This window comes from Neglectibacter sp. CSJ-5, from assembly GCF_032490475.1.
In the GTDB taxonomy this organism is placed as follows: domain Bacteria; phylum Bacillota; class Clostridia; order Oscillospirales; family Acutalibacteraceae; genus Hominenteromicrobium; species Hominenteromicrobium mulieris.
Window position 1 is genome coordinate 350,703 of sequence record NZ_JAVYJC010000004.1, and the last position, 21,526, is coordinate 372,228.

Here is a 21,526-nt window from a genome sequence, read left to right on the forward strand (position 1 = left end):
CGAAAGACCATCTCCTTCTTGTCGCATTTATACCGATACCACACGATTTTGCGCATGAAACCGGTTTTGCCGCCGAAATCAGCGGTTTTTCTTCAAAATTTCGTCCGCAAGCGCACCGTATGCAATGCAGCCCTTGTTGGATTTATCGTAGTACAAGATCGGCTGTCCGTAGCTCGGCGCCTCGGAAAGACGCACTGTGCGCGGAATGACTGTTGCAAACACCTTGCGCGGGAAATACTTTTTGATTTCCGTCACAACCTGCTGCGTCAGGTTCAGTCTGCCGTCATACATCGTCAGCAAAACACCTTCCAGCTCTAAACGGTCGTTGTAGCGACGCTTTACAGCCTGCACGGAGCTCATCAGCTGCGAAAGGCCCTCCAACGCGTAGTATTCGCACTGTACCGGGATCAAAACAGAGTCCGAAGCATTCAGCGCGTTCGTTGTGATAAGCCCCAGCGACGGCGGGCAATCGATGATGATATAGTCAAATTCTGTGCGCAGTGGCGCCAAAGCCTTCTTTAAAACGGACTCGCGCCCGTTCAAATCCGCAAGCTCAATCTCTGCCGCAGCCAGATCGGCCTTGGAAGGAATGACAGAAAGCTTTTCAAATTTTGTTTCGAGAACGGCATCTTCGCCCTTTGCCCCGTTGATGAGAATATCATACGAGGTCGTTTTCAGCGTTCGGCGATCAAAACCTACGCCGCTCGTGGAGTTGCCCTGCGGATCAATATCGACCAAAAGCGTCTTTTTCCCTTTTGCGCCGAGCCATGCGGCAATATTTACTGCGCTGGTCGTCTTGCCCACGCCGCCTTTTTGGTTCGCCACGGCAATTACCTTGCTCATGTACCGCGCCCCTTTCCTTCTTCTTTCTATTATATAGGATATTGTAGCACATATCCGGCACAGAATAAAGAGAAAAGTTCATTTTTTTGCAATGTTTCATGTGAAACAGCCGGATTCTATCGCGTTTTGGCAAATTTTGATGTTTCATGTGAAACATTTGCAGTTTTAAACCGAAAAAAGTATTAAAAACACAGAAGGACTGCCGGCATTTGCCGACAATCCTTCTGTGTTGTGGGAAATGAATAAGGGAATGGGTTTACCTCGTACTCGATATTAAGTTCTGGCGCATCAGCTTGCCTTGTGTGCAGCTGATTTTGGGATGCGGACGACGCATTCGTAATACTCATCCGTCTCCTTACGCTGAAAAGCCGCGCCGATGCCGGCCTCTTTCATGGTTTGGACAGCATGGTCGATCGTGTTGAGGAACAGGCGAACATCTTTCGCAATGAATGTCCTCTTCGGCCTTTTCGCCTGTCCCTCCTGCTCCAAAAGTGATTTGATATACGTATCCGTCTGCGCCACGTTCATTTTGCGCGCTATGACAGTCTTCAACGCTGCCATGCGCTTTCCCGGATCTTCCATTCTAAGTAAAGCGCGCGCGTGACGCTCCGTAAGGTGGTTTTCCAGCACCATGCGCTGCTCTTCACCGGAAAGCCGCAGCAAACGGATCTTGTTTGCAAGCGACGGCTGGCTCATGCCGAGCCTACGTGCGGTCTCCTCCTGCGTCATAGCGCGGTCCTGCATCAAAGCATAGATTGCAGCAGCTTCCTCAAAAAAATTCAGGTCACTGCGCTGCATATTTTCAACAAGCGCCAACACCGCGCCGTCCTGCGGAGAAAGCTCCTGCACAATGGCCGGGATGGTTTTGAGCCCCGCCATACGCGAAGCACGCCAGCGGCGCTCCCCTGCCACCAAAATGTAGCGGTCGCGGTCTCTGCGCACAAGAATCGGCTGCAAAACGCCGTTTTGACGAATGCTTTCTGCGAGCTGCAAAAGCTCGTCCTGCGAAAAATCCAATCGCGGCTGTGCAGGATTTGGCACAATCTTATCCGGTGAAAGCTCCAAAAGCTTTTTCTTTTCCGTAAATGCCATACGCCGCACCTCCTGCTTGAATTTCCAGTGTAAGAAGTTGTCCTTTGTGAGGGCTTGTTCTCTTTACAGGAAATAGCTTACCACAATGAAAAGGCAGATTTTGCCGCAATCTGTCACCGTACAAAAAGTTTTTCTTGCTTTTTCAAAACGCGGTGCTATAATAATAGAAATATTCAAACGGAAAAGCGTCGAAAAAGCGCATATTCCCGCCATTTTTAGAGAAAAGGAGCGAAAGAACATGATCTATGCAGAAACCGAAATCAAGCTGAAAAACGGGTGCACCGCCGTCGTACGCAATGCACGCCCCGAAGATGCCAAGCAAATGATTGAATACCTGCGCACCGTTTCGGGCGAATCTCCGTTTTTATTGCGTGAGCCGGATGAAGTGAATTTCACCGTCGAAAAAGAACGCGCAATTTTGCAAAACAAAGCGGAAAGTCCAAACGAGATCATGCTCACCGCTTATGTAAACGGCGAGCTTGCCGGAAACTGTTCGCTGGCGTCGCAAGGTGATAAGCGCCGCATGAAGCACCGCTGCTGTGTTTCCATCGCGTTATATGAAAAATATTGCAATTTTGGGCTTGGACGTATATTATTAAGCACACTTTTGGAGCTTGCAAAGCAATGCGGATACACACAAGCGGAACTGGGTGTGATTGAAGGCAACGAGCGCGCAAAGCATGTTTACGAAAGCCTCGGATTTAAAGAATACGGCTTTTTACCAAATTCTCTGCGCTATCCCGACGGCACTGCGCGCGGCGAATACTTCATGGTGAAAGAGTTATAAGTTCCACGTGAAACAAAAAAAGGGCAGCTATGCGAATTACCTCTGCATAGCTGCTCTTAAATTTTGAGTGCTTTTACAAATATTTCTTAAAGCCCTTCACTTCGCTGTAGCCGATGGCATCATAGAATTTATGCGCGCCGGTACGCTGCAGGCCGGAGACCAAAATGCAGTAGTGGCACTCTTTCTCTCTGCCCCACGTCTCAATGGCTTCAAACATGCCGCTTCCAATGCCTTTTCCGCGGTACTTTTCGTCCGTAACAACATTTTCAACGAGTAAAATTGGCTTGCAGGTATCGCAAATATCTTCAAATACAACACCAATCAAAGAGCCACAAAGGTCGCCGTTTTCCGTATTTTCAGCTACAAGTAAGTAGTTATCCTCGTTTTTTTCGATTTTTTTCATCTTTTCCGCCATTTTCTGCGGATCTGCCATGGCATCGGAAAGCTGCGCCAAAAGCGAGTTCAGCTTCGGAATGTCACTCAATTCGGCTTTGCGATAGATAATGTTCATTTTGCTTCCCCTTTCTGCTCTAAAAATAACGGCTTTTTGGCAATCGTACCGCCGTGACGCGGATACATTTTCGGCGTAAAGCGCAGTTTGCGCATTACAGCAACAAAACGTTCGCTCTGTTCCTCATCCGGCAGAATGAAAGGAACCGTTTTTACAACATCGCATCCAAGCGAAGAGATTGCTTTTCGGGCATATTCCAATTCATCCGGTAAGCTCGGACCTTTCATCGCGGCAAAATAGCCCTTCATTTTAATGAGCGGAATGCAATATTCCGCCAAAATATTCATGTTTGCGACCGCACGAGCCGTTGCAACATCAAAGCTTTCACGTAGCTTAGTGTCTTTTCCGGCTTCTTCTGCGCGTTTATGAATCGTCTCGGCTTCAATGCCGATGGCATCACACACTTCGCGCAGAAAAACAAGTCGCTTATTCAAAGAATCGAGCAACGTCAGTTCAATGTCCGGGCGCATGATTTTGAGCGGAATGCCGGGAAAGCCCGCACCGGTGCCTACGTCGATAACTTTCGCATTCTTTTTAATTTCAAGTGCTTTCAGCAGCGTCAAGCTATCCACAAAATGTTTTATGACTGCCTCTTCCGGGTCGGTGATGGCCGTGAGGTTCATCACGGTGTTGCGCTCCAAAAGCAGATCAAGATAAATCTGGAACTGCTCCGCCTGTGCAGGCGAAACCTTTACGCCAATCTCTTTCGCTTTTGAGATCAGCAGATTTTTAATATCCATAATCAAAATTTCAGCCCGCCTAAAGCAAAGCTGTCCTTTCAGTTTTGTTTTATAAATATTATAGCAATCAAGTTCAATTCATTACATGTAAAATGTAGTGGACATCACTTTCCTTCATTGTGTGCAGAGAGCCAAATCAGCAGCACGGAAATATCCGCCGGGGAAACGCCGGATATACGCCCTGCCTGTCCTACGTTTTCCGGGCGCACGCGATTGAGTTTTTCCTGTGCCTCAAGTCGCAGACCCGAAATCTCGGCGTAGTTGATCTCTTTTGGCAGCAGCTTCTTTTCCAACCGGCGCATTTCGGCAATGTCCTGCAGCTGGCGCTTGATGTAGCCCTCATATTTAAGCGCCGTCTCCACGCTTTCAAAAATCTCACGCGGGTAATTCGGGCGTTCGATGTCGATAGGTGTCAGGTCCGCATAGGTCACCTGCGGGCGGCGCAGCAGCTCAGAAAGGCGCACACCCGTCGTGACCGGCGATGTTTCACATGAAACCAGCACTTCGTTCAGCGCGTCCGTCGGCGAAAACACCGTTTTCTCCGCGCGCTTCATCTCCGCTTCTTTCTGCGCCTGCTTCTTTTCAAACTTCGACCAACGGCGGTCATCGATGAGCCCCAGCTCGCGGCCGATTGGCGTCAGTCGCTCATCGGCGTTATCCTGCCGCAGCACAAGACGGTATTCGGAGCGCGAGGTCATCATGCGGTACGGGTCGGTGACACCTTTCGTGATGAGGTCGTCGATGAGCGTGCCGATGTACGAGCCCGCGCGATCCAAAATAAGTGGGTCACGATTTAAGACTTTCAGTGCAGCGTTTGCGCCTGCCACAAACCCCTGCGCGGCGGCTTCTTCATAGCCGGAACTGCCGTTGAACTGCCCCGCGCCGTAAAGCCCCGGATAATCGCGAAACTCCAGCGTGGCGTTCAGCTGCAGCGGGTCGCAGCAATCATATTCGATCGCATACGCGTTTCGCATGATTTCTACGTGCTCAAGCCCCTTGATCGTGCGGTAAAACGCAATCTGCACTTCTTCCGGCAGTGAAGAGCTCATACCCTGCAAGTACATCTCCTCGGTTTCCGCGCCGCACGGCTCAATAAAAAGCTGATGGCGCGGCTTTTCGGAAAAGCGCATGATCTTATCTTCAATGCTCGGGCAGTAGCGCGGGCCAACGCCTTCGATCATGCCCGCATACAACGGCGAACGGTGAATATTATCGAGAATGACCTGCTTCGTGCGGTCGTTTGTCCAGCTCACGTAGCACACAGCCGAGTTTTTCGGCGGCATTTCCGCATCAAATGAGAACGGCGTGACAGGTTCATCGCCCTTTTGAACCTCGAGGTCGGTAAAATCGATGGATGAGCGCAGCACACGCGCCGGGGTGCCGGTTTTAAAGCGGCGCAACGAAATGCCAAGCTCTTTTAAAGAACCCGCAAGTTCCGTCGCCGGGAACATGCCATCCGGGCCGCCCGCATACGAAACCTCACCCACGAAGATGCGCCCGCCGAGAAATGTGCCGGTCGCCAGCACAACCGCGCGGCACGTGTAAACCGCGCCGAGGCGTGTCGTCAGCAGCCAGTTTTCGCCGTCTCGCTCAATGTCGATGACCTCCGCCTGGCGCATCACGAGGTTTTCGCACTGCTCAAGCTTATGCTTCATCACGCGCGCGTACTTGTTGCGGTCGATCTGCGCGCGCAGCGAGTGCACCGCAGGGCCTTTACCAAGGTTCAGCATGCGGCTTTGCAGCGTACATTCGTCCGCCGTTTTGCCCATTTCGCCGCCGAGCGCGTCCACTTCGCGCACAAGGTGTCCCTTTGCTGTGCCGCCGATGCTCGGGTTGCACGGGCAGTTGCCCACAGCGTCCATATTTATTGTGAAGATCACCGTGCGGCAGCCGAGACGCGCCGAGGCCAAAGCCGCCTCAATTCCCGCGTGTCCCGCGCCGATCACGGCAACATCGTATTTTCCTGCATCATAGCTCATAATTTAACTTCTTTTCCGATTTATTCTGAAATACTGCCTATTTTAAAGATAAAATATAACAATTCTAATATTTTATTTTCCCACGCAGAACTTTTCAAATACCTGATCGACCACCGCATCCGAAACACGCTCGCCGGTCAGTTCATTCAAAGCTGCAATGGCACCCTCCAGCGAGACCGTCACCGCGTCCCACGTCATGCCCATAAGCAAAGCGTTTTCCGCTTCCTCCAACGCCGTGAGCGCCTTTTGTACGTCCGCGCGTTGGCGCTCCGTATAGAGAATGCCGTCGTTCGGGTTCAGCTCAGCGGTTTTCAGTGCGCGCGCGGCCGCGTTTTGCAGCGCAGGCAGTCCCTCGCCGGAAAGCGCCGAGACCGTCACGATCTCTTTGAAATGCTTATCGATCTCCGCACGGTCGATCTTCGGCGCGAGGTCGGATTTATTGATGACCGCCACGGCCGGTGTATCGCCTATGGCGTCCATCAACGCGCGGTCGTCGTCGTTCAGCTCTTCGCTCGCATCAAACACCGCCAGCACAAACTGCGCCGTTTTGACGCGATCTAAAGCCATGCGCACGCCGATCTGCTCCACGCGGTCTTCCGTATCGCGAATGCCGGCGGTGTCGGCAAGGCGCAGCGGAATTTCACCGAGCAGCACAGTCTCCTCCACCACGTCACGCGTCGTGCCCGCAAGATCGGTCACAATGGAACGCTCGCAACCCGCAAGCAGGTTCATCAGCGTGGATTTGCCGGCGTTCGGGCGGCCTGCAATGACCGTCACCACACCCTCGCGCAGAATGCGCCCGCCGTCAAAACCGGCGAGCAAATCTTTCAGCGCCGTTTTTCCGGCGGCAAGGCGCGTCTTCAGCATCGTCTCATCCACCTGTGGAATGTCGTCGTCCGGGTAATCCGCCCATGCGGCAAGGTGCGCACCGATGTCCGTCAGATCCGAACGCAGCTTTTCAATGCGGCGGGAAAGTGCGCCGTCGTGTCCCGCCTGCGCCGCTTTCATCGCTTCGCGCCCCTGCGCGGAGATGATCTGCATGACGGCTTCCGCCTGCGCAAGGTCCATTTTGCCGTTTAAAAACGCGCGGCGCGTAAATTCGCCCGGCGCCGCAGAGACCGCACCGGCAGCAAAAACCGCCTGCAAAACCGCTTTTAAAACGAACAATCCGCCGTGGCAGGAAAGCTCCACTACGTCTTCACCCGTAAAGCTGTGCGGTGCGGCAAAAACGGTCGCAACACACTCATCGAGGCGCTCGCCGTCCGGCGCATACACGTGTCCGAAGCGGCACGTGTAACCCGCCATATCACAGAGCTTCGCGCCGGAAACCGACTTAAAAACACGGTCGCCGATCGCGCGGGCCTCATCGCCCGAAATGCGAATGACTCCGATGCCGCCCGGCGCCGCCGCCGTAGAGATTGCTGCAATGGTCTTCATCGTTTATCCCTTCTTCTCGTTCGCTGCACATGCAACACTTTCTCATTTTGTATTATACCACGCGGCGAAAAGATTGTCACGCAGAATGTCGGAAAACGCAGGAAAATCACAGAGAAAGCGCAAAAACCTCCGCATACCAAAGTATACGGAGGTTCTCTGTTTTAAAGTTTTAGTTTTTGGAGATCTTACCGTAAGGCGTAGAAACGTCGTCCAGAACGCGCGGTGCTGCGGGAGCGGTGCGGTTCTGCATCGGACGGCTGTCGCGGTTATCTCTGCGCGGAGCGCGGCCTCCGCGATTATCGCGGTTGTAGCCGCCGTTTCTGCCGCGGTTATTGCCGCCGCGACGGTTATCGCGTCTTACGTAGCGCTCGCCGCCCTCAGGGCCGATCACAACGTGACGGGCAAGGTCTTCACCCTCGCTCCAGGACTTCGCACCCTCAACCTCCTGCACGGCGGTGTGGATGATGCGACGCTCATACGGGTTCATCGGCTCCAAGGAGGCATTGCGACCGGTCTTTACGGCGCGGGCAGCCATCTTTCTGCCGAGATTTTCAAGCGTTTCCTTGCGCTTTTCGCGGTAATTGCCCACGTCCAGCGTAATGCGGTAATAAGACTCGTCCACATGGTTTGCAACGAGAGACGCAAGATACTGGAGGGAATCCAGCGTTTCGCCGCGGTGGCCGATGATGAAGCCGATATTTTCGCCGGTGAGCACAAGCTCTGCGCCTGCCTCTTCCTCGCGGATCTCAATATTTACGTCGCCGAGGCCCATGCCGGAAAGAACGTTGCGCAGATATTCTGCTGCGGCGTCTGCCGGTGTGGAACGGATGAACGCGCGCACCTTTGCCGGTCTGCCGCCGAAAAGGCCGAAGCGCTTTTTCTCTTCCGTTTCAAGAACTTCAAACTCTGCATCTGCGGGGTCTACGCCCAGCATTGCGCATGCTTTTTCATACGCTTCTTCTGTGGTTGCGCCTGTTGCGATTGCTTCTTTTACCATGGCTTTCTTCTTCCTTTCTTCTTTTCAATACTCTATCTTTATCCCGTTTCGGAGTGAAAGGAGGTGGGGATAACAGCCTTTATTTATTTCTTGCTTCCGAGATAATCGGTAGAATTGCCTTTGTTTTTCTGCGCATTTCCGCCTTTTTTACCGGTCGCTTTCTTTTCCTTCTGTGCGGCCTGGCGCTCTGCCTGCGCCTGGTTCTTCGCCTCAATCTTATCGGCAATCTGCTTTTGCAGGTTTGCGGGCAGCGGCTTTACCTTCCGATCCGCCTGTAAAAGCGTCACATAGCGGCTCGCTTCCGACTTTGCGGAGACCTGCTCCGGCGAAAAATACTTGTGCGTGATGAGCGTCTGTGCAAAACCGACCAGCGCGGAAATAATCCAATAGAAACCGACAGCTGCCGGCATGATGTATGCCCAGTATGCGGACAGGAGCGGCATGCCGTACATCATGACCTTCATGCAGCCCTGACCTGCGCCCTGCTGCTGTGTGGGCTGCAGCTTCTGCATGACAAAGGACTGGCCCCAGTAGGTCACAAGTGCCAGCACCGGGATGATCCACAGCATAGAAGCGAACAAGCTCGTGTTCGGGGACGCGAGCAGGTCAAGACCGAAGCACTTGAAGCCCTTGCCGAAAAACTCAATCTTCTGCACATCGTCCGCGGAGAACATCGTCAGGTGGTCCTTCAGTGCGTCGAAATTCTTAACGATCTCAAGCTCTACATACTGGTTTGTGCTCGCAATGCCCGGAATCTTAGAAACGAATTCCGTAGCCTGCGAAATGGTGTCCTTTGCAATATGCAGGGTGTTCGAGAGCGGATAAATAACGGAGTAATAAATGCCGAGCATGATCGGGAACGGAAGCAGCGTCGTCAGACAGCCGCCGCCGGGATTCACACCCTCTTTTTCGTAGAGCTTCTGCAGCTCTTCGTTATACTTCATCTGGTCCTTGGCGTACTTCTTCTGCAGCTCCTGCTGCTTGCTTGCCAATCTGGACTGCGCCGCCATGCTCTTCTGCGATTTAATCGAGAACGGGAACATCAGCGCCTTTACGATGATCGTGAACAGGATGATCGCGATACCGTAGTTTTTGAAAACGGTGTACAGGAACCACAGCAGATAACCGAGTACGCTGCCGAAGAAATTAAAAATAGACATCATAGTAGTTGACCAAATCCTTCCCGGATCAAAACTTATTCTTTTTTCCGCTTTTCCGGCACAGGGTCATAGCCACCGCGGGAAAACGGATTACACCGCAGAATGCGCCAAAGCGCAAGCACGCCGCCAAGTAAGGCGCCATACCGCTCCACGGCTTCTTCCCCGTACTGTGAGCAGGTGGGGATATACTTGCAGCAGCCGCGCGTTGCACGCGGTCTCAGCTTCCGATAGAGATGGATGAGCCCAATGACGGCGCGGCGCGGCCAATACCGCACACCCTTTTTCGCCGAAATGCGTCCGCCTTTATATTGTATCGCAGCAGACACAGGCTCTTTCTTTTTTCTCATACTGCTTTTCTGATCTGTCGTTATGACAATTCTTCTTTCGTTACACTTGCGGTTTCTTCGCCCGACTCCGACGTCCTTTCGGAGTCATTTTCCGCCGTTTTTGCGGAGTTATTTTTATCTTTGGGTAGGGCAACAAGCACGCCGAGTTCCTCAAGCGCGCTTTTTAACTGCGAAGATACGATTTGATAGTTTGCGAACGGCGTTCTGCCGCGGCTGACGAGGACAAAGTCATACCCCGGCTTCAGCTGCGGATACAGCGCACGGATGCTTTCACGCAGAAGGCGCCGCGCACGGTTCCGCTTGACCGCGTTGCCGATCTTTTTGCTGGCCGTAATGCCCACGCGCGCCTGCTTCACCTTTTTATTGCGCAGGCAATACAGCACAAGCACCGGGCGCACCGCGCTTTTTCCGCGGGCGTAAACGCGCTTATACTCGTGGTTTTCGGTCAGCGGCACAAGGATGTCCATGGGTAAGCCTCCAAAGCCGTTCGGTAAGGCCAAAGCTGAGTATAGCAGAGCCTCGCCGCCGAAAAAATCAGGCAAAACAAAGAAAGGTCACGCAGCGGTGACCCTCAAAGCATACATTAATAGGTTAAACGTGCTCTGCCCTTTGCTCTGCGACGCGCCAGAACTTTACGTCCGTTGCGTGTAGACATTCTCTTTCTGAAGCCGTGCTCCTTCTTTCTGTGGAGCTTCTTCGGCTGATAGGTTCTCAGCATATCAAAAACCCTCCTTTCACGAGGTTACTTATCAAAATGCGGTCTGCAAATAACAGTCCGTTACAGATAAGCATTATACCTTAAAACCGTAGAAGCTGTCAACCTTTTTTCGGGTTTTTACGGAAAAAAACTTGGAATGAAGCGCTGCAAAGGCAAAAGCAGAGGAAAATAGAAGGCCTACATGTTTTTTTCAGCCTAAAAAACACAAAGCAAAGTGCGCAATACCAAATGTTTTTAATCGATCTTTTTTCAAGAAAGGTTATGGGAGCTCGGGGCAAAGTTTCCCATTCCTGCGTTAAAAATCCGCCTTCGCGCTCCCTTTTTCCACCCTTTCTGCGTATAAATTGCCGAAAACACGTTTCTTTCCCTCTTTTTGCCTGTGAAGTCCGTCAGATTTTTCAACATTCCACAGGTTTTCTGTGGACAACTTTGCGGTTTTGTGCTACACTATATATTAGTATTTTAGCGTCAAAATGCACTTTCAATGCCGCTTCTTCGGTCATCATGACCGCTGCGGCGCGGCTATGGGCGCATACCGATACCAAAACCTAAAAGAAAGGGAATAAGGAAATGGAATCATTCTTAGAAGCATGGGACCTCATTTGCGACTACTGCAAAAAGCAGGTCACCGACGTGAGCTATGAAACCTGGTTCAGCAAGCTCGTCCCCATCTCGCTCGATTTCGGAGCAGGCGTTGCAATCATTCAAGCGCCGAACGAATTTAACAAATCCACCATCGAGCGCGGCTTTCACAAGTGCTTGAACGACGCCGTACAGAGCGTTTTCGGCGAAGCTTTCACCTATAAGCTCATCACCCCGATGGAGAAAAAAGAAAAAGAGCGCGTGCCGGACGATGACGAATACGAGTACACGTTTGAAACGTTCATCGAGGGCAGCTCCAATAAATTTGCCTGCGCAGCCTGCCGCTATGTTGCAAAAGAGCCGGCCAAAAACTACAATCCCCTCTTTATCTACGGCAACTCCGGCCTCGGCAAAACGCACCTGCTCAATGCCATCGGTCACGAGCTCAAAAAGAATTTCCCGGATAAGGATATCATTTACGTCAAGGGCGACCAGTTTGCAAACGAGCTGATCGAGGCCATCCGCGCCGGTACCACCGTGAGTTTCCGCGAAAAGTACCGCAAGGCCGACGCACTCCTCATCGACGATATTCAGTTCATCGCCGGCAAGGAATCCACGCAGGAAGAGTTCTTCCACACATTCAATACATTATACGAATCCAAAAAGCAGATTGTTTTAACGAGCGACCGTCCCCCGCGCGACATCGCTACCTTGGAAGATCGTTTGAAGACCCGCTTTGAATGGGGCCTTACCGCCGATGTGCAGCCGCCGGACTTTGAGACCCGCATGGCAATCATCAAGCGCAAAGCCGAGCTTGTCGGTCTCAGTGTGCCGGACAACGTCTGCGAATTCATCGCACAGAAGCTCAAGAGCAACATCCGCCAGCTGGAAGGCACGGTCAAAAAGCTCAACGCCATCCACCTTGTGGAAGGCGCCACCCCCACTATCAGCACGGCACAGCGCGCCATCAGCGACATCGTAAACAACGAGCAGCCCGCGCCTGTCACCGTCAGCAAAATCATTGAAGAGGTCGGCCGCACCTACGGCGTTTCCCCGGAAGATATCAAGTCCTCCAAGCGCAACGCAAATGTCTCCTTTGCGCGCCAGATCTCCATGTATGTCGTGCGCGAGATTACACAGATGCCTATGGTCGAAATCGGCAAGGAATTCGGCGGCAGAGACCACTCCACCGTCGTTTACGCCATCCAGCAAATCGAAGAAAAATCTGCGCGCGATCCCGTGACGAAAGCCACCGTCAGCGACATCATCAAAAATATCCGTGACCGCTGATCCTCTTTCACCCCTAAAGTGCTCCATTCCCTTATTCTTTCCTATATACTGGAATATCGGCAAAACCGCTGCACTTTTAAAAATATCAAATACAGGGCATTTCCTATAACGTTCTGTATAATTGTCGCAGGGCTCCTTATGGCCGACTTTGAGGTTCAACCACAAGATATAGGGTTCGATTGCTGGGATCCTTACACGCGAAAGCCAAAATAAAATCAACGAGTTTTCAACATTTCACACAGAGTTTTCAACTACTCTGTGGACGAAATCAAATTTTCCACACTCTCCACAATCCCTCCACATCCATTTTCGCAAAACTTTCGCGCGATTTTTACCTGTCCAAAGCCACTTTTTTGAGTTTCCAACTTTTTCACACCCTCTACGACTACTGCTATAACTTATACTTAAAATAAATATAAAAAAGGACCGCAAGCTTACTCCTTCCACATCTCCGCACCCAAAAACACATAGAAATGTGAAAAACCAAAATGCGCGGTAAAACTTTTGCGGTCCAAAATGCTAAACAAAAGACCGAAACCACAAAACCGCGCAGAAAGGAAGAACTTATCCACATGAAATTCACCGTAGAAAAAAGATTGTTGAACGAAGCCGTAACCAATCTGCAAAGAGCGGTTTCCTCCAAAACTTCCATTCCGGCGCTCGAAGGCGTCCTCATCCGCAGCGAAGAAAACCGCCTCATTTTGACCGCTTACGATCTTGAAATCGGCATGCAGACCGAGCTGCCCGCCATCATTTCCGCGCCGGGCGCGATCATCCTCACCGCAAAGCTGTTCGCCGAGATCGTCCGCCGTTCGCCGGACGAGGACATCACCATTGACGTGGATGACCGCAACACCGCCACCATCACCTCCGGCGTGAGCTGCTTCACCATCATCGGTATGGATTCGGCGGAATTCCCGGAGCTACCGAAAATCACCGACGCCGATACAATCAAAATGCCGCAGGAACTCTTAAAAAGTATGATTCGTCAGACGCTTTTCGCCGTCGCGGACAGCACCGCAAAGCCGATCCATCAGGGCAGTTTGTTCAAAATTGAAAACGGAAATTTAGATGTTGTATCGGTCGACGGTTACCGGTTGGCCCTGCGCCGCGAGGCGATTAACTACGCGAACAACACCGAATTTGTCGTTCCTGGAAAGACACTTTCCGAAGTACTCAAGCTCTTAAAGGACAGCGAGGGTGAAGTGGAGATCTGCCCGAGCCGCCGCCATATTTTGTTCCGCATCGATAATTATACGGTTATTTCCGCCTTGCTCGAGGGCGAATTTCTCGATTATAAATCGGCACTGCCGAAGGACAAAAAAACCGAAGTTACGGTTTCCACTCGCACAATGATCGAAAGTGTCGAGCGCGTTTCGCTGCTCATCACCGACCGTCTGAAAAGCCCGGTGCGCTGCGTGATCGGCGAAGACACCGTCAAGCTTTTCTGCACCACTACAATGGGCCGTGCCACCGACCAGATTTCGGCGGAAATTTCCGGAGACCAGCTTGAAATCGGTTTCAATAACAAATATTTGCTCGATGCACTCCGCGCGGCGGAGACCGACGAAGTTCGACTGCAGCTCGGCGGCCCGATCAGCCCGATGCTCGTTCTGCCGAAGGAGGGCGACGCGTTTTCGTTCCTCGTCCTGCCGGTGCGGCTGCGCAGCGAAATGTGATTAATGTTTCACACGTTGTCTGCTGCTCGTGGACAAGTATTATGGTTTTTGTGAAACATCAGCTTGTGACGTTTTAATACCAAAATCCAAAGTATAAATTCCGTACAACTTTAATGCACGAACAAACGCAAAGATTTGTACATTAAATTTATCTTCATTTTATAAAGGATCGAATATATTATGAAAAATGAGATCATCACGATCACAACGGAGTTCATCCGTCTGGATGCACTTTTAAAGCTCGGCGGCGCGTTGGATACCGGCGGGCAGGCCAAATTCGTCATTCAAAACGGCGAAGTCGAAGTAAACGGCGAAGTCTGCACCATGCGTGGCAAAAAAATGCGCGACGGCGACTATGCCGAATATAACGGCGGCCGCTATACGGTAAAAGTGGAGGAATGAGCCGGTGAACGTACTGCGCCTCGGCTTTGAAAATTTCCGAAATTTGTGCCCGGGAGAAATTTTTCCGGGCGAGACTATCAATGTCATTCACGGCAGCAATGCCCAGGGCAAAACGAATTTGCTTGAGGCCATCTGGCTTTTTACGGGCGGACATTCGTTTCGCGGCACAAAGGATAGTGAGTTGCCGGTTTTAAAAGACGGAAAAAATGCGCCTGCGGCCTCACTTTCCATGACGCTGTTTACAGAAGGACGCGAGCAGGAACTAAGGCTCGAACTGCGCGACGGTCGGCGCTCCAGTGTCATCAACGGCGTGGAGAAAAAGACCGGCTCGGCACTTGTGGGCAAGTTTTGCGCCGTCATTTTTTCGCCGGAGCATCTTTTGCTCGTCAAAGAAGGCCCTTCGCGCCGCCGTGCGTTTTTAGACGGTGCGTTGTGCCAGTCCCGCCCGGCATTTACGCGCGTTTTGGCGCATTATAATAAAGCTCTCATGCAGCGCAATGCGCTTTTAAAAGATATTCCGCGCCACCCGGAGCTTATCGATACGCTCGATGTTTGGGACGAGCGCCTTATTCTGTTCGGTACGGAGGTCGTACAGGAGCGCGCTGCGTTCTGCAAAGATCTGGAGCCGCGTGCGGCGGAAATTTACCGGGGCATCGCGAAAAACAGAGAGGCGATCACGCTTTCTTACGCGCCGTTTGGCGGTGCGGAGACAAAAACGGAGATTGCCGAGCGGTTTTCCGAAGCACTGAAAAACGCCAGAAATGCCGATGCTCGCGCGGGGTTTACGTCCGTCGGCCCGCACAGAGATGATTTGACGCTCACCATAGACGGACTTTCCGCCAGAACGTTCGGCTCGCAGGGGCAGCAGCGCAGCATCGTGCTGGCATTAAAGCTTGCGGAAGCCGATATTCTGTACCGAAAAACCGGCGAGCGCCCGGTTATCCTGCTCGACGATGTGATGAGCGAGCTTGATATGAGCCGCCGCGATTATCTTTTGAATCACCTTGACGGGCGGCAGGTGTTCATCACGTGCTGCGACCCGGAAACTGTGCGCCTGATGGAAGCGGGACGCGGGTTCTATGTGGAAAAAGGCACGGTGCGGCAGGATACGGACGAAAAAGCAGGGGAAGTGCACGCGGAAAACGAAACGCCGACTTGCGAAAGCGAGTAAACCTGTGGTATGATAAGGAGCATGGTATGTATATTCACCTTGGTATGGGCGTTGTAGTGCGCGAAGAAGACGTTGTGGGCATTTTCGATATGGAAAACACCACGGTCTCCGGCGCAACGCGCGATTTTTTGAAGCGCGCCCAAAAAGAGAACCTTGTGGAAGACGTGTGCTATGACCTGCCGCGTTCCATTGTGGTTTGCAGAGACTATATCGGCGGCGAGCGCGTGTATATCACGCAGATTGCCCCGGCCACGCTTTTAAAACGCTCCCGCGCGGAGATCGGCGGCATTGCGCTGAGACCGCACGCCAAGGGACTGTAACAGAAAGGATCTTTATTTATGCAGTATTTCGGCATTCCTACCTGTCCGTATTGCAAAAAGCATGTCAACCTTGTTCGCACGTGGAGATTGAAGCGTGAGGGCGAGTATAAATGCCCGCGCTGCGGCGGTATTTCCAATATCTATCTTTCTCCGCTCGTGTATGTGTTTGCCGTGCTGGCCATCTGCGCCGGCGTGTGCATCTATTTCTTCCATAAATTCGTTTTGGATGACATCAAGCTGTTCACTTGCCTGCAAATTTTCATCCCGTTTGCGATTTTCTTCTTTTTAAGCCTTTTCACGGTGTATTTAAAGCGCCCTGTCATCCGCAGAGTACAACGCGAAGCCCCGCGACCGGCTCCGCAGCGCAGTGCGGAGCCGGAGAGACGTGCTCCGAGCCGTGACGATACGTTTACGGAGATGAATACGGGCAGATACAGAGAAAATAACGAGCCGGAGCGCAGAGTGAACCGACGCGTCTGAATTCTGACGGCAAGTAAAATGTAAAGGTCTTTGCTTAAACTTTCTTCAGAAAGCTTATAGAGTCTCGGGGTAAAGCCCTGAAAAACAGAAAATCCACACGGAAAAGAGCTGCCGAATTGTAATTTACGGGCGGCTCTTTTTGCGTTCTTACCGACCGAAAAACCGCAAAAAAGAGGGGAAAGCGGTGTGCATTTTCAAATATACATGCTTTTGTATGTTTATGCACAAAAAACCGCAGAAAATCTAAGCTTTCAGCGGACATTTTTCAAAAATGACCTTGTAAATTTTACCGTTTTGTACTATACTATTATATAAAGATAACCGCCTGCGGAACTGTACAAATGAAACGGGCGGCATTTCTCTTTGAATGGATAACGAATGAATGTCTTTTATTTCAAAGGCACAAAAACACATTCGGCGTTTTCGTGCCGAAGAAAGGAAAATGAGAGTTAATATGGATATTAACGAAATGACGCATGTGGATACGAATTACGATTCGGATCAAATACAGGTCCTTGAAGGTCTGGAAGCCGTCCGCAAGCGCCCGGGCATGTACATCGGCTCCACCGGTCCGCGCGGCCTGCACCACCTTGTTTACGAAATCGTAGATAACGCCATCGATGAAGCGCTTGCAGGCTATTGCGACCGCATCGATGTGCGCATCCTGCCCGGCGACATCATCTGCGTACAGGATAACGGCCGCGGCGTGCCGGTCGGCGTGCAGCACCAGACGGGTCTGCCGGCCGTGACGGTTGTGTACACCATTTTACATGCCGGCGGCAAGTTCGGCGGCGGCAGCTATAAGGTTTCCGGCGGTCTGCACGGCGTTGGCGCTTCCGTCGTCAATGCGCTTTCCTCGTGGCTGGAGGTCGAGGTGCGTCAGGGCGGTCACCTGTACCGCCAGCGCTTCTCACGCGGCAACGCGGAATATGACCTGCAGGATCTCGGCCCCATCGAAAACCCGGAGCAGACAGGTACCATGGTTACGTTTAAGGCTGACCCCGAGATATTCAAAGAAACCACCGTTTATGATTTTGCCACGCTCGAAACGCGTCTGCGCGAGCAGGCATTTTTGAACGCCGGCGTCAACATCATCCTCACCGATGAGCGTGACCCGGAGAACATCAAAAGCGACCGTTTTCACTACGAGGGCGGCGTAGCAAGCTTTGTGGAGTACTTGAACCGCAAAAAAGCCGTGGAGGTCATCCACCCGGATGTCATTTATTTCTCCGCGACCGCGCCGGACAACAACTCTACCTGCGAAATCGCCATGCAGTATACGGACAGCTTTAACGAGCTGATTTTGTCCTTTGCAAACAACATTCACACGGTGGACGGCGGTACGCACGAAGACGGCTTCAAGCGCGCCTTAACGCGCGTGATGAATGATTACGCAAGAAAGTACAACATCTTAAAGGAAGCCGATAAAAACCTTTCCGGCGAGGATGTACGCGAGGGCCTCACGTGCGTCATCAGCGTAAAGGTGAAGGAGGCACAGTTCGAGGGCCAGACGAAGGGCAAGCTCGGCAATACGGAAATCAGCGGCCTTGTCAGCAATCTGATGAGCGATAAGCTGATGACGTTCCTTGAAGAGAACCCCGCCGTGGCACGCGCCATTTTCGACAAAGCCATGGCGGCCTCCCGCGCAAGAGAAGCGGCGAGAAAGGCAAGAGACCTTGTGCGCCGCAAATCTGCGCTCGAAAACGCAACACTGCCCGGCAAGCTCGCAGACTGCCAGTCCCGCAACCCGGAAGAGACCGAAATTTACATCGTCGAGGGTGATTCCGCAGGCGGCTCCGCAAAGGGCGGCAGAGACCGCAAATTTCAGGCGATCCTCCCCCTGTGGGGTAAAATGCTGAACGTTGAGAAGGCGCGCTTAGACCGCGTTTACGGCAACGACAAGCTCATGCCGGTCATTACGGCGCTCGGCACGGGCATCGGCGAAGAGTTCGATTTAAATAAGCTCCGTTACGGTCGCGTCATCATTATGGCCGATGCCGATGTCGACGGTTCGCACATCCGCACTTTGCTTTTGACGTTCTTCTACCGCTATATGCGTCCGCTTGTCGAAGAGGGACACGTGTACATCGCACAGCCGCCGCTGTTCCGCATCACGAAGAATAAGCGCCACTATTACGCGTATTCCGATAACGAGCGCGACGAGATCATGGCGCAGTTACAAAGCGGCTACGATATTCAGCGCTACAAAGGCCTTGGTGAAATGGACTCCGAGCAGCTTTGGGAGACGACCATGAACCCGGAGACCCGCGTCATGCTGCAGGTCACGCCGAGCGATGCCGCACAGGCGGACGAAATCTTCACCATTTTGATGGGTGATAAGGTAGAGCCGCGCCGCGAGTTCATTGAGCGCAACGCAAAGTACGTAAAGAATCTGGACATTTAAGCGCGAAAGGATCAGCAAGCAATGGATAATATGGAAGAAAAGAAGGAAAACCTCATACAGGTGGACCTCAGAGAGATCATGGAGACGTCGTTCCTCGATTACTCCATGTCCGTTATCGTGCAGCGTGCGCTGCCGGACGTGCGCGACGGCTTAAAGCCGGTCCACCGCCGTATTCTCTACACCATGTATGAAAACGCTCTGTGGCCGGAAAAGGCTTACAGAAAGTGCGCGGATACCGTCGGTTCCGTACTGGGCCGCTACCATCCGCACGGCGATGCTTCGGTTTATGACGCGCTGGTGCGTCTTGCGCAGGATTTTTCCATGCGCTATATGCTCATTGACGGCCACGGCAACTTCGGTTCCGTAGACGGCGATCCGCCTGCTGCATACCGTTACACGGAAGCCCGCATGAGTAAGCTTTCTGTGGAAATGCTGAAGGATATTGAGAAGGACACGGTCGATTTCTCCCCGAACTACGACGACCGTTTGAAAGAGCCGAACGTGCTGCCCTCTCATTTCCCGAATATCCTCGTAAACGGTTCCACCGGTATCGCCGTCGGTATGGCGACGAACATTCCGCCGCACAACATGGGTGAAGTGCTTGATGGCGTGTGCGCTATGGTGGATAACCCCGATATCGACCTTGACGGCCTCATGCAGTACATTAAGGGACCTGATTTCCCGACCGGCGGCATCATCATGGGCCGCAGCGGCATTCGCGCCGCATATGGCACCGGCCGCGGCAGAATTTACGTGCGTGCCCGCGCAGAGATCGTGGAAAAGCCGAATGGCCGCTACCAGATCGTCGTCACCGAGCTGCCGTATCAGGTCAACAAAGCAAGACTCATCGAAAACATCGCAGAGCTTGTCAAGGATAAGCGCATCGACGGCATCTCCAATATCGACGATCATTCCGACCGCAACGGTATGCACATTGCCATCGACATCAAGCGCGAAGCTTCCCCGCAGCTCGTTTTGAACCACCTGTATTCGCTTACGCAGATGCAGATCACGTTCGGCGTCATTATGCTGGCCATTGTAGACGGCCAGCCGAAGCTGCTCACCCTGCGCGATATTCTGCAGGAATACATCAAGTTCCAGAGTGAAGTTGTGCTGCGTCGCACGCAGTTCGACCTTAAAAAGGCGCAGGAGCGCGCCCATATTCTGGAAGGCCTCATGATCGCGCTCGACTTCATCGATGAAGTCATCGCCATCTTGAGAAATTCTAAGTCTATCCCGGAAGGCAAAGTCGCCCTCATGGAGCGCTTCGGCCTTGACGACGTGCAGGCACAGGCCATCGTGCAGATGCGCCTCGGCCAGCTGACCGGCCTTGAGAGAACAAAGCTCGAGGAAGAGCTTGCCGCACTGCGCCTGAAGATTGCGGATTTCCTCGACATCATCGCAAGCGAAGCGCGCCGCTACGGCATCATCAAGGATGAAGCCATGGAGATGAAAAAGCGCTTCGGCGACGAGCGCCGCACGGAGATCGCCGCCATTTCCGGCGAAATGGACGTGGAAGACCTCATCCCGGAGGAAGACTGCGTCTTGACGCTGACGAACTTCGGCTACGTAAAGCGCCAGACGCTCGACACGTACCGCACACAGCGCCGCGGCGGACGCGGCATTTCCGGCATGAGCCGCCGCGAAGAAGACGTTGCGAGCGAGTTGTTCATTGCAAATTCGCATGACTTTGTACTGTTCTTCTCCGACAGAGGGCGCGTGTACCGCTTAAAGTGCTACGAGATTCCGGAGGGCTCCCGCACAAGCCGCGGCATGAACATCACAAATCTGCTGCCGCTTGAGCCCGAGGAGCGCATCACCTCTATGCTGCGCGTCACAAAGTCCGAGGAGGAAGACCACTTCCTCACCATGGTCACAAAGAACGCCGTCATCAAGCGCGTTGCGCTCTCTGCGTTCCGCAATGTGCGCAAAAACGGTCTTATCGCACTCGATCTCGCCGAGGACGACGAGCTCAGCTGGGTGCGCCTGACGAGCGGCAGCGACGATCTGCTCGTTGCAACGCGCTTCGGCAAGGTCATTCGTTTCCACGAGGCCGACGTGCGAGAAATGGGCCGTCAGGCCCGCGGCGTGCGCGCTATCCGTCTTGCAGAGGGTGACGTTGTGGTCGGCATGAGCGTCCTGCGCGAAAACGGTCTCGTGCTTACGGTTTCCGAGACCGGCTACGGCCGCCTCTCGAACCCCGAAGATTACCGCCTGCAGCATCGCGGCGGCATGGGCATCCTCAACTACCACGTTGAAAAATACGGCAATGTCGCGGCCATTAAGGTTGTTGATCTCGATGACGACATCATTCTCATCGCAGATGACGGTGTGATTATCCGTATCGAAGCCGGTTCCATTCGCGTCTGTGCACGTCCCAGCAAGGGTGTTCGCGTGATGAAGGTCAACGAGGGCAGCAAGGTTATCACCATGGCCCGCGCTCCGCATGACGACGAGGAAGAAATCAGCGCCGTAGAAGACGACGGCACCGCCGAAGAGGGCGAAGATGAGCCCGTAACGGAAGCAGAAGATGTCATCCGTGACGATGAACCCGCAGAAGAAACAGAAGAAACCACGGAAGAGTAAT

General features: G+C 52.8%; 20 protein-coding genes. 9 read left to right on the forward strand and 11 right to left on the reverse strand.

Translation table 11 applies throughout. The annotated features are described in order from the left end of the window. Window positions 1–78: 78 nt before the first annotated feature. A complete protein-coding gene (locus tag R2K26_RS10605) occupies window positions 79–843 on the reverse strand; it encodes a ParA family protein (RefSeq protein ID WP_308449483.1) in 765 nt (254 codons plus the stop codon). A gap of 288 nt (window positions 844–1,131) precedes the next feature. After that, complete coding sequence (locus R2K26_RS10610) at window positions 1,132–1,935, reverse strand: ParB/RepB/Spo0J family partition protein (protein WP_316520703.1); 804 nt, start codon at window positions 1,933–1,935, stop codon at window positions 1,132–1,134. Window positions 1,936–2,173: 238 nt separating this feature from the next. On the opposite strand from R2K26_RS10610, the gene R2K26_RS10615 reads away from it, so the two are divergent. Then, on the forward strand, window positions 2,174–2,722 hold the full coding sequence (locus R2K26_RS10615) for a GNAT family N-acetyltransferase (RefSeq protein ID WP_316520706.1): 549 nt from the start codon (window positions 2,174–2,176) through the stop codon (window positions 2,720–2,722). A gap of 73 nt (window positions 2,723–2,795) precedes the next feature. On the opposite strand, the gene R2K26_RS10620 is transcribed toward R2K26_RS10615, so the two are convergent. The 9 genes from R2K26_RS10620 to rpmH all read right to left on the reverse strand — a co-directional run bounded on the left by R2K26_RS10620 (window position 2,796) and on the right by rpmH (window position 10,611). Beyond that, window positions 2,796–3,233 (reverse strand): GNAT family N-acetyltransferase, encoded by a 438-nt coding sequence (locus tag R2K26_RS10620; protein ID WP_316520709.1) that lies wholly within the window; start codon window positions 3,231–3,233, stop codon window positions 2,796–2,798. Next, window positions 3,230–3,973, reverse strand: coding sequence for a 16S rRNA (guanine(527)-N(7))-methyltransferase RsmG (gene rsmG, locus R2K26_RS10625; protein WP_316520712.1), 744 nt, complete (start codon window positions 3,971–3,973; stop codon window positions 3,230–3,232). The genes R2K26_RS10620 and rsmG overlap by 4 nt, the downstream gene beginning before the upstream one ends. 104 nt (window positions 3,974–4,077) lie before the next feature. Further along, entirely contained in the window at window positions 4,078–5,952 is a 1,875-nt protein-coding gene (mnmG, locus tag R2K26_RS10630) for a tRNA uridine-5-carboxymethylaminomethyl(34) synthesis enzyme MnmG (protein ID WP_316520715.1), read from the reverse strand. A gap of 72 nt (window positions 5,953–6,024) precedes the next feature. Then, window positions 6,025–7,389 (reverse strand): tRNA uridine-5-carboxymethylaminomethyl(34) synthesis GTPase MnmE, encoded by a 1,365-nt coding sequence (gene mnmE / locus R2K26_RS10635; RefSeq protein WP_316520718.1) that lies wholly within the window; start codon window positions 7,387–7,389, stop codon window positions 6,025–6,027. A 169-nt stretch (window positions 7,390–7,558) separates the two neighbouring features. Then, window positions 7,559–8,386 carry an RNA-binding cell elongation regulator Jag/EloR gene (jag, locus tag R2K26_RS10640; protein ID WP_308449489.1) on the reverse strand — a complete coding sequence of 276 codons (828 nt, stop codon included), beginning with the start codon at window positions 8,384–8,386 and terminating at the stop codon, window positions 7,559–7,561. An 83-nt stretch (window positions 8,387–8,469) separates the two neighbouring features. Next, complete coding sequence (locus R2K26_RS10645) at window positions 8,470–9,549, reverse strand: YidC/Oxa1 family membrane protein insertase (protein WP_316520723.1); 1,080 nt, start codon at window positions 9,547–9,549, stop codon at window positions 8,470–8,472. 32 nt (window positions 9,550–9,581) lie between these two features. Then, a complete protein-coding gene (gene yidD / locus R2K26_RS10650; RefSeq protein ID WP_396897241.1) occupies window positions 9,582–9,893 on the reverse strand; it encodes a membrane protein insertion efficiency factor YidD in 312 nt (103 codons plus the stop codon). A 20-nt stretch (window positions 9,894–9,913) separates the two neighbouring features. After that, the gene (gene rnpA, locus R2K26_RS10655) at window positions 9,914–10,360 is read right to left on the reverse strand and encodes a ribonuclease P protein component (RefSeq protein WP_316520726.1); all 447 of its coding nucleotides are present in this window, start codon (window positions 10,358–10,360) and stop codon (window positions 9,914–9,916) included. Window positions 10,361–10,476: 116 nt separating this feature from the next. Continuing rightward, window positions 10,477–10,611: a 50S ribosomal protein L34 gene (gene rpmH / locus R2K26_RS10660; RefSeq protein WP_176820434.1), complete on the reverse strand. Its 135-nt coding sequence runs from the start codon at window positions 10,609–10,611 to the stop codon at window positions 10,477–10,479. 570 nt (window positions 10,612–11,181) lie between these two features. Between rpmH and dnaA the strand changes: the two genes are divergently transcribed. The 8 genes from dnaA to gyrA all read left to right on the forward strand — a co-directional run bounded on the left by dnaA (window position 11,182) and on the right by gyrA (window position 21,525). Next, a complete protein-coding gene (gene dnaA, locus R2K26_RS10665) occupies window positions 11,182–12,483 on the forward strand; it encodes a chromosomal replication initiator protein DnaA (protein WP_308449492.1) in 1,302 nt (433 codons plus the stop codon). A 572-nt stretch (window positions 12,484–13,055) separates the two neighbouring features. Continuing rightward, window positions 13,056–14,162, forward strand: coding sequence for a DNA polymerase III subunit beta (gene dnaN / locus R2K26_RS10670; protein WP_316520736.1), 1,107 nt, complete (start codon window positions 13,056–13,058; stop codon window positions 14,160–14,162). A 180-nt stretch (window positions 14,163–14,342) separates the two neighbouring features. Continuing rightward, window positions 14,343–14,564: an RNA-binding S4 domain-containing protein gene (locus R2K26_RS10675; RefSeq protein WP_316520741.1), complete on the forward strand. Its 222-nt coding sequence runs from the start codon at window positions 14,343–14,345 to the stop codon at window positions 14,562–14,564. Window positions 14,565–14,568: 4 nt separating this feature from the next. Next, entirely contained in the window at window positions 14,569–15,735 is a 1,167-nt protein-coding gene (gene recF / locus R2K26_RS10680; RefSeq protein WP_316520744.1) for a DNA replication/repair protein RecF, read from the forward strand. A gap of 26 nt (window positions 15,736–15,761) precedes the next feature. Next, window positions 15,762–16,055: an extracellular matrix regulator RemB gene (gene remB, locus R2K26_RS10685; RefSeq protein WP_176820429.1), complete on the forward strand. Its 294-nt coding sequence runs from the start codon at window positions 15,762–15,764 to the stop codon at window positions 16,053–16,055. Between the two features lie 18 nt (window positions 16,056–16,073). Beyond that, window positions 16,074–16,535: a hypothetical protein gene (locus R2K26_RS10690; protein WP_316520748.1), complete on the forward strand. Its 462-nt coding sequence runs from the start codon at window positions 16,074–16,076 to the stop codon at window positions 16,533–16,535. Window positions 16,536–16,989: 454 nt separating this feature from the next. After that, window positions 16,990–18,939, forward strand: a complete 1,950-nt coding sequence (gyrB, locus tag R2K26_RS10695; protein WP_316520750.1) for a DNA topoisomerase (ATP-hydrolyzing) subunit B — start codon at window positions 16,990–16,992, stop codon at window positions 18,937–18,939. A gap of 30 nt (window positions 18,940–18,969) precedes the next feature. After that, window positions 18,970–21,525: a DNA gyrase subunit A gene (gene gyrA, locus R2K26_RS10700; RefSeq protein WP_316520894.1), complete on the forward strand. Its 2,556-nt coding sequence runs from the start codon at window positions 18,970–18,972 to the stop codon at window positions 21,523–21,525. The last annotated feature ends 1 nt before the right edge of the window (window position 21,526 follow it).

Bases quoted from the DNA above. Each gene is read 5' to 3' on its own strand.
- R2K26_RS10620 (WP_316520709.1), bottom strand. From the start codon at position 3,233: ATGAACATTATCTATCGCAAAGCCGAATTGAGTGACATTCCGAAGCTG.
- R2K26_RS10690 (WP_316520748.1), top strand. From the start codon at position 16,074: ATGCAGTATTTCGGCATTCCTACCTGTCCGTATTGCAAAAAGCATGTC.
- jag (WP_308449489.1), bottom strand. From the start codon at position 8,386: ATGGTAAAAGAAGCAATCGCAACAGGCGCAACCACAGAAGAAGCGTAT.
- gyrB (WP_316520750.1), top strand. From the start codon at position 16,990: ATGGATATTAACGAAATGACGCATGTGGATACGAATTACGATTCGGAT.
- dnaA (WP_308449492.1), top strand. From the start codon at position 11,182: ATGGAATCATTCTTAGAAGCATGGGACCTCATTTGCGACTACTGCAAA.
- R2K26_RS10615 (WP_316520706.1), top strand. From the start codon at position 2,174: ATGATCTATGCAGAAACCGAAATCAAGCTGAAAAACGGGTGCACCGCC.
- rnpA (WP_316520726.1), bottom strand. From the start codon at position 10,360: ATGGACATCCTTGTGCCGCTGACCGAAAACCACGAGTATAAGCGCGTT.
- mnmE (WP_316520718.1), bottom strand. From the start codon at position 7,389: ATGAAGACCATTGCAGCAATCTCTACGGCGGCGGCGCCGGGCGGCATC.
- rsmG (WP_316520712.1), bottom strand. From the start codon at position 3,973: ATGGATATTAAAAATCTGCTGATCTCAAAAGCGAAAGAGATTGGCGTA.
- yidD (WP_396897241.1), bottom strand. From the start codon at position 9,893: ATGAGAAAAAAGAAAGAGCCTGTGTCTGCTGCGATACAATATAAAGGC.
- R2K26_RS10610 (WP_316520703.1), bottom strand. From the start codon at position 1,935: ATGGCATTTACGGAAAAGAAAAAGCTTTTGGAGCTTTCACCGGATAAG.
- R2K26_RS10645 (WP_316520723.1), bottom strand. From the start codon at position 9,549: ATGATGTCTATTTTTAATTTCTTCGGCAGCGTACTCGGTTATCTGCTG.
- dnaN (WP_316520736.1), top strand. From the start codon at position 13,056: ATGAAATTCACCGTAGAAAAAAGATTGTTGAACGAAGCCGTAACCAAT.
- rpmH (WP_176820434.1), bottom strand. From the start codon at position 10,611: ATGCTGAGAACCTATCAGCCGAAGAAGCTCCACAGAAAGAAGGAGCAC.
- mnmG (WP_316520715.1), bottom strand. From the start codon at position 5,952: ATGAGCTATGATGCAGGAAAATACGATGTTGCCGTGATCGGCGCGGGA.
- remB (WP_176820429.1), top strand. From the start codon at position 15,762: ATGTATATTCACCTTGGTATGGGCGTTGTAGTGCGCGAAGAAGACGTT.
- R2K26_RS10605 (WP_308449483.1), bottom strand. From the start codon at position 843: ATGAGCAAGGTAATTGCCGTGGCGAACCAAAAAGGCGGCGTGGGCAAG.
- R2K26_RS10675 (WP_316520741.1), top strand. From the start codon at position 14,343: ATGAAAAATGAGATCATCACGATCACAACGGAGTTCATCCGTCTGGAT.
- gyrA (WP_316520894.1), top strand. From the start codon at position 18,970: ATGGAAGAAAAGAAGGAAAACCTCATACAGGTGGACCTCAGAGAGATC.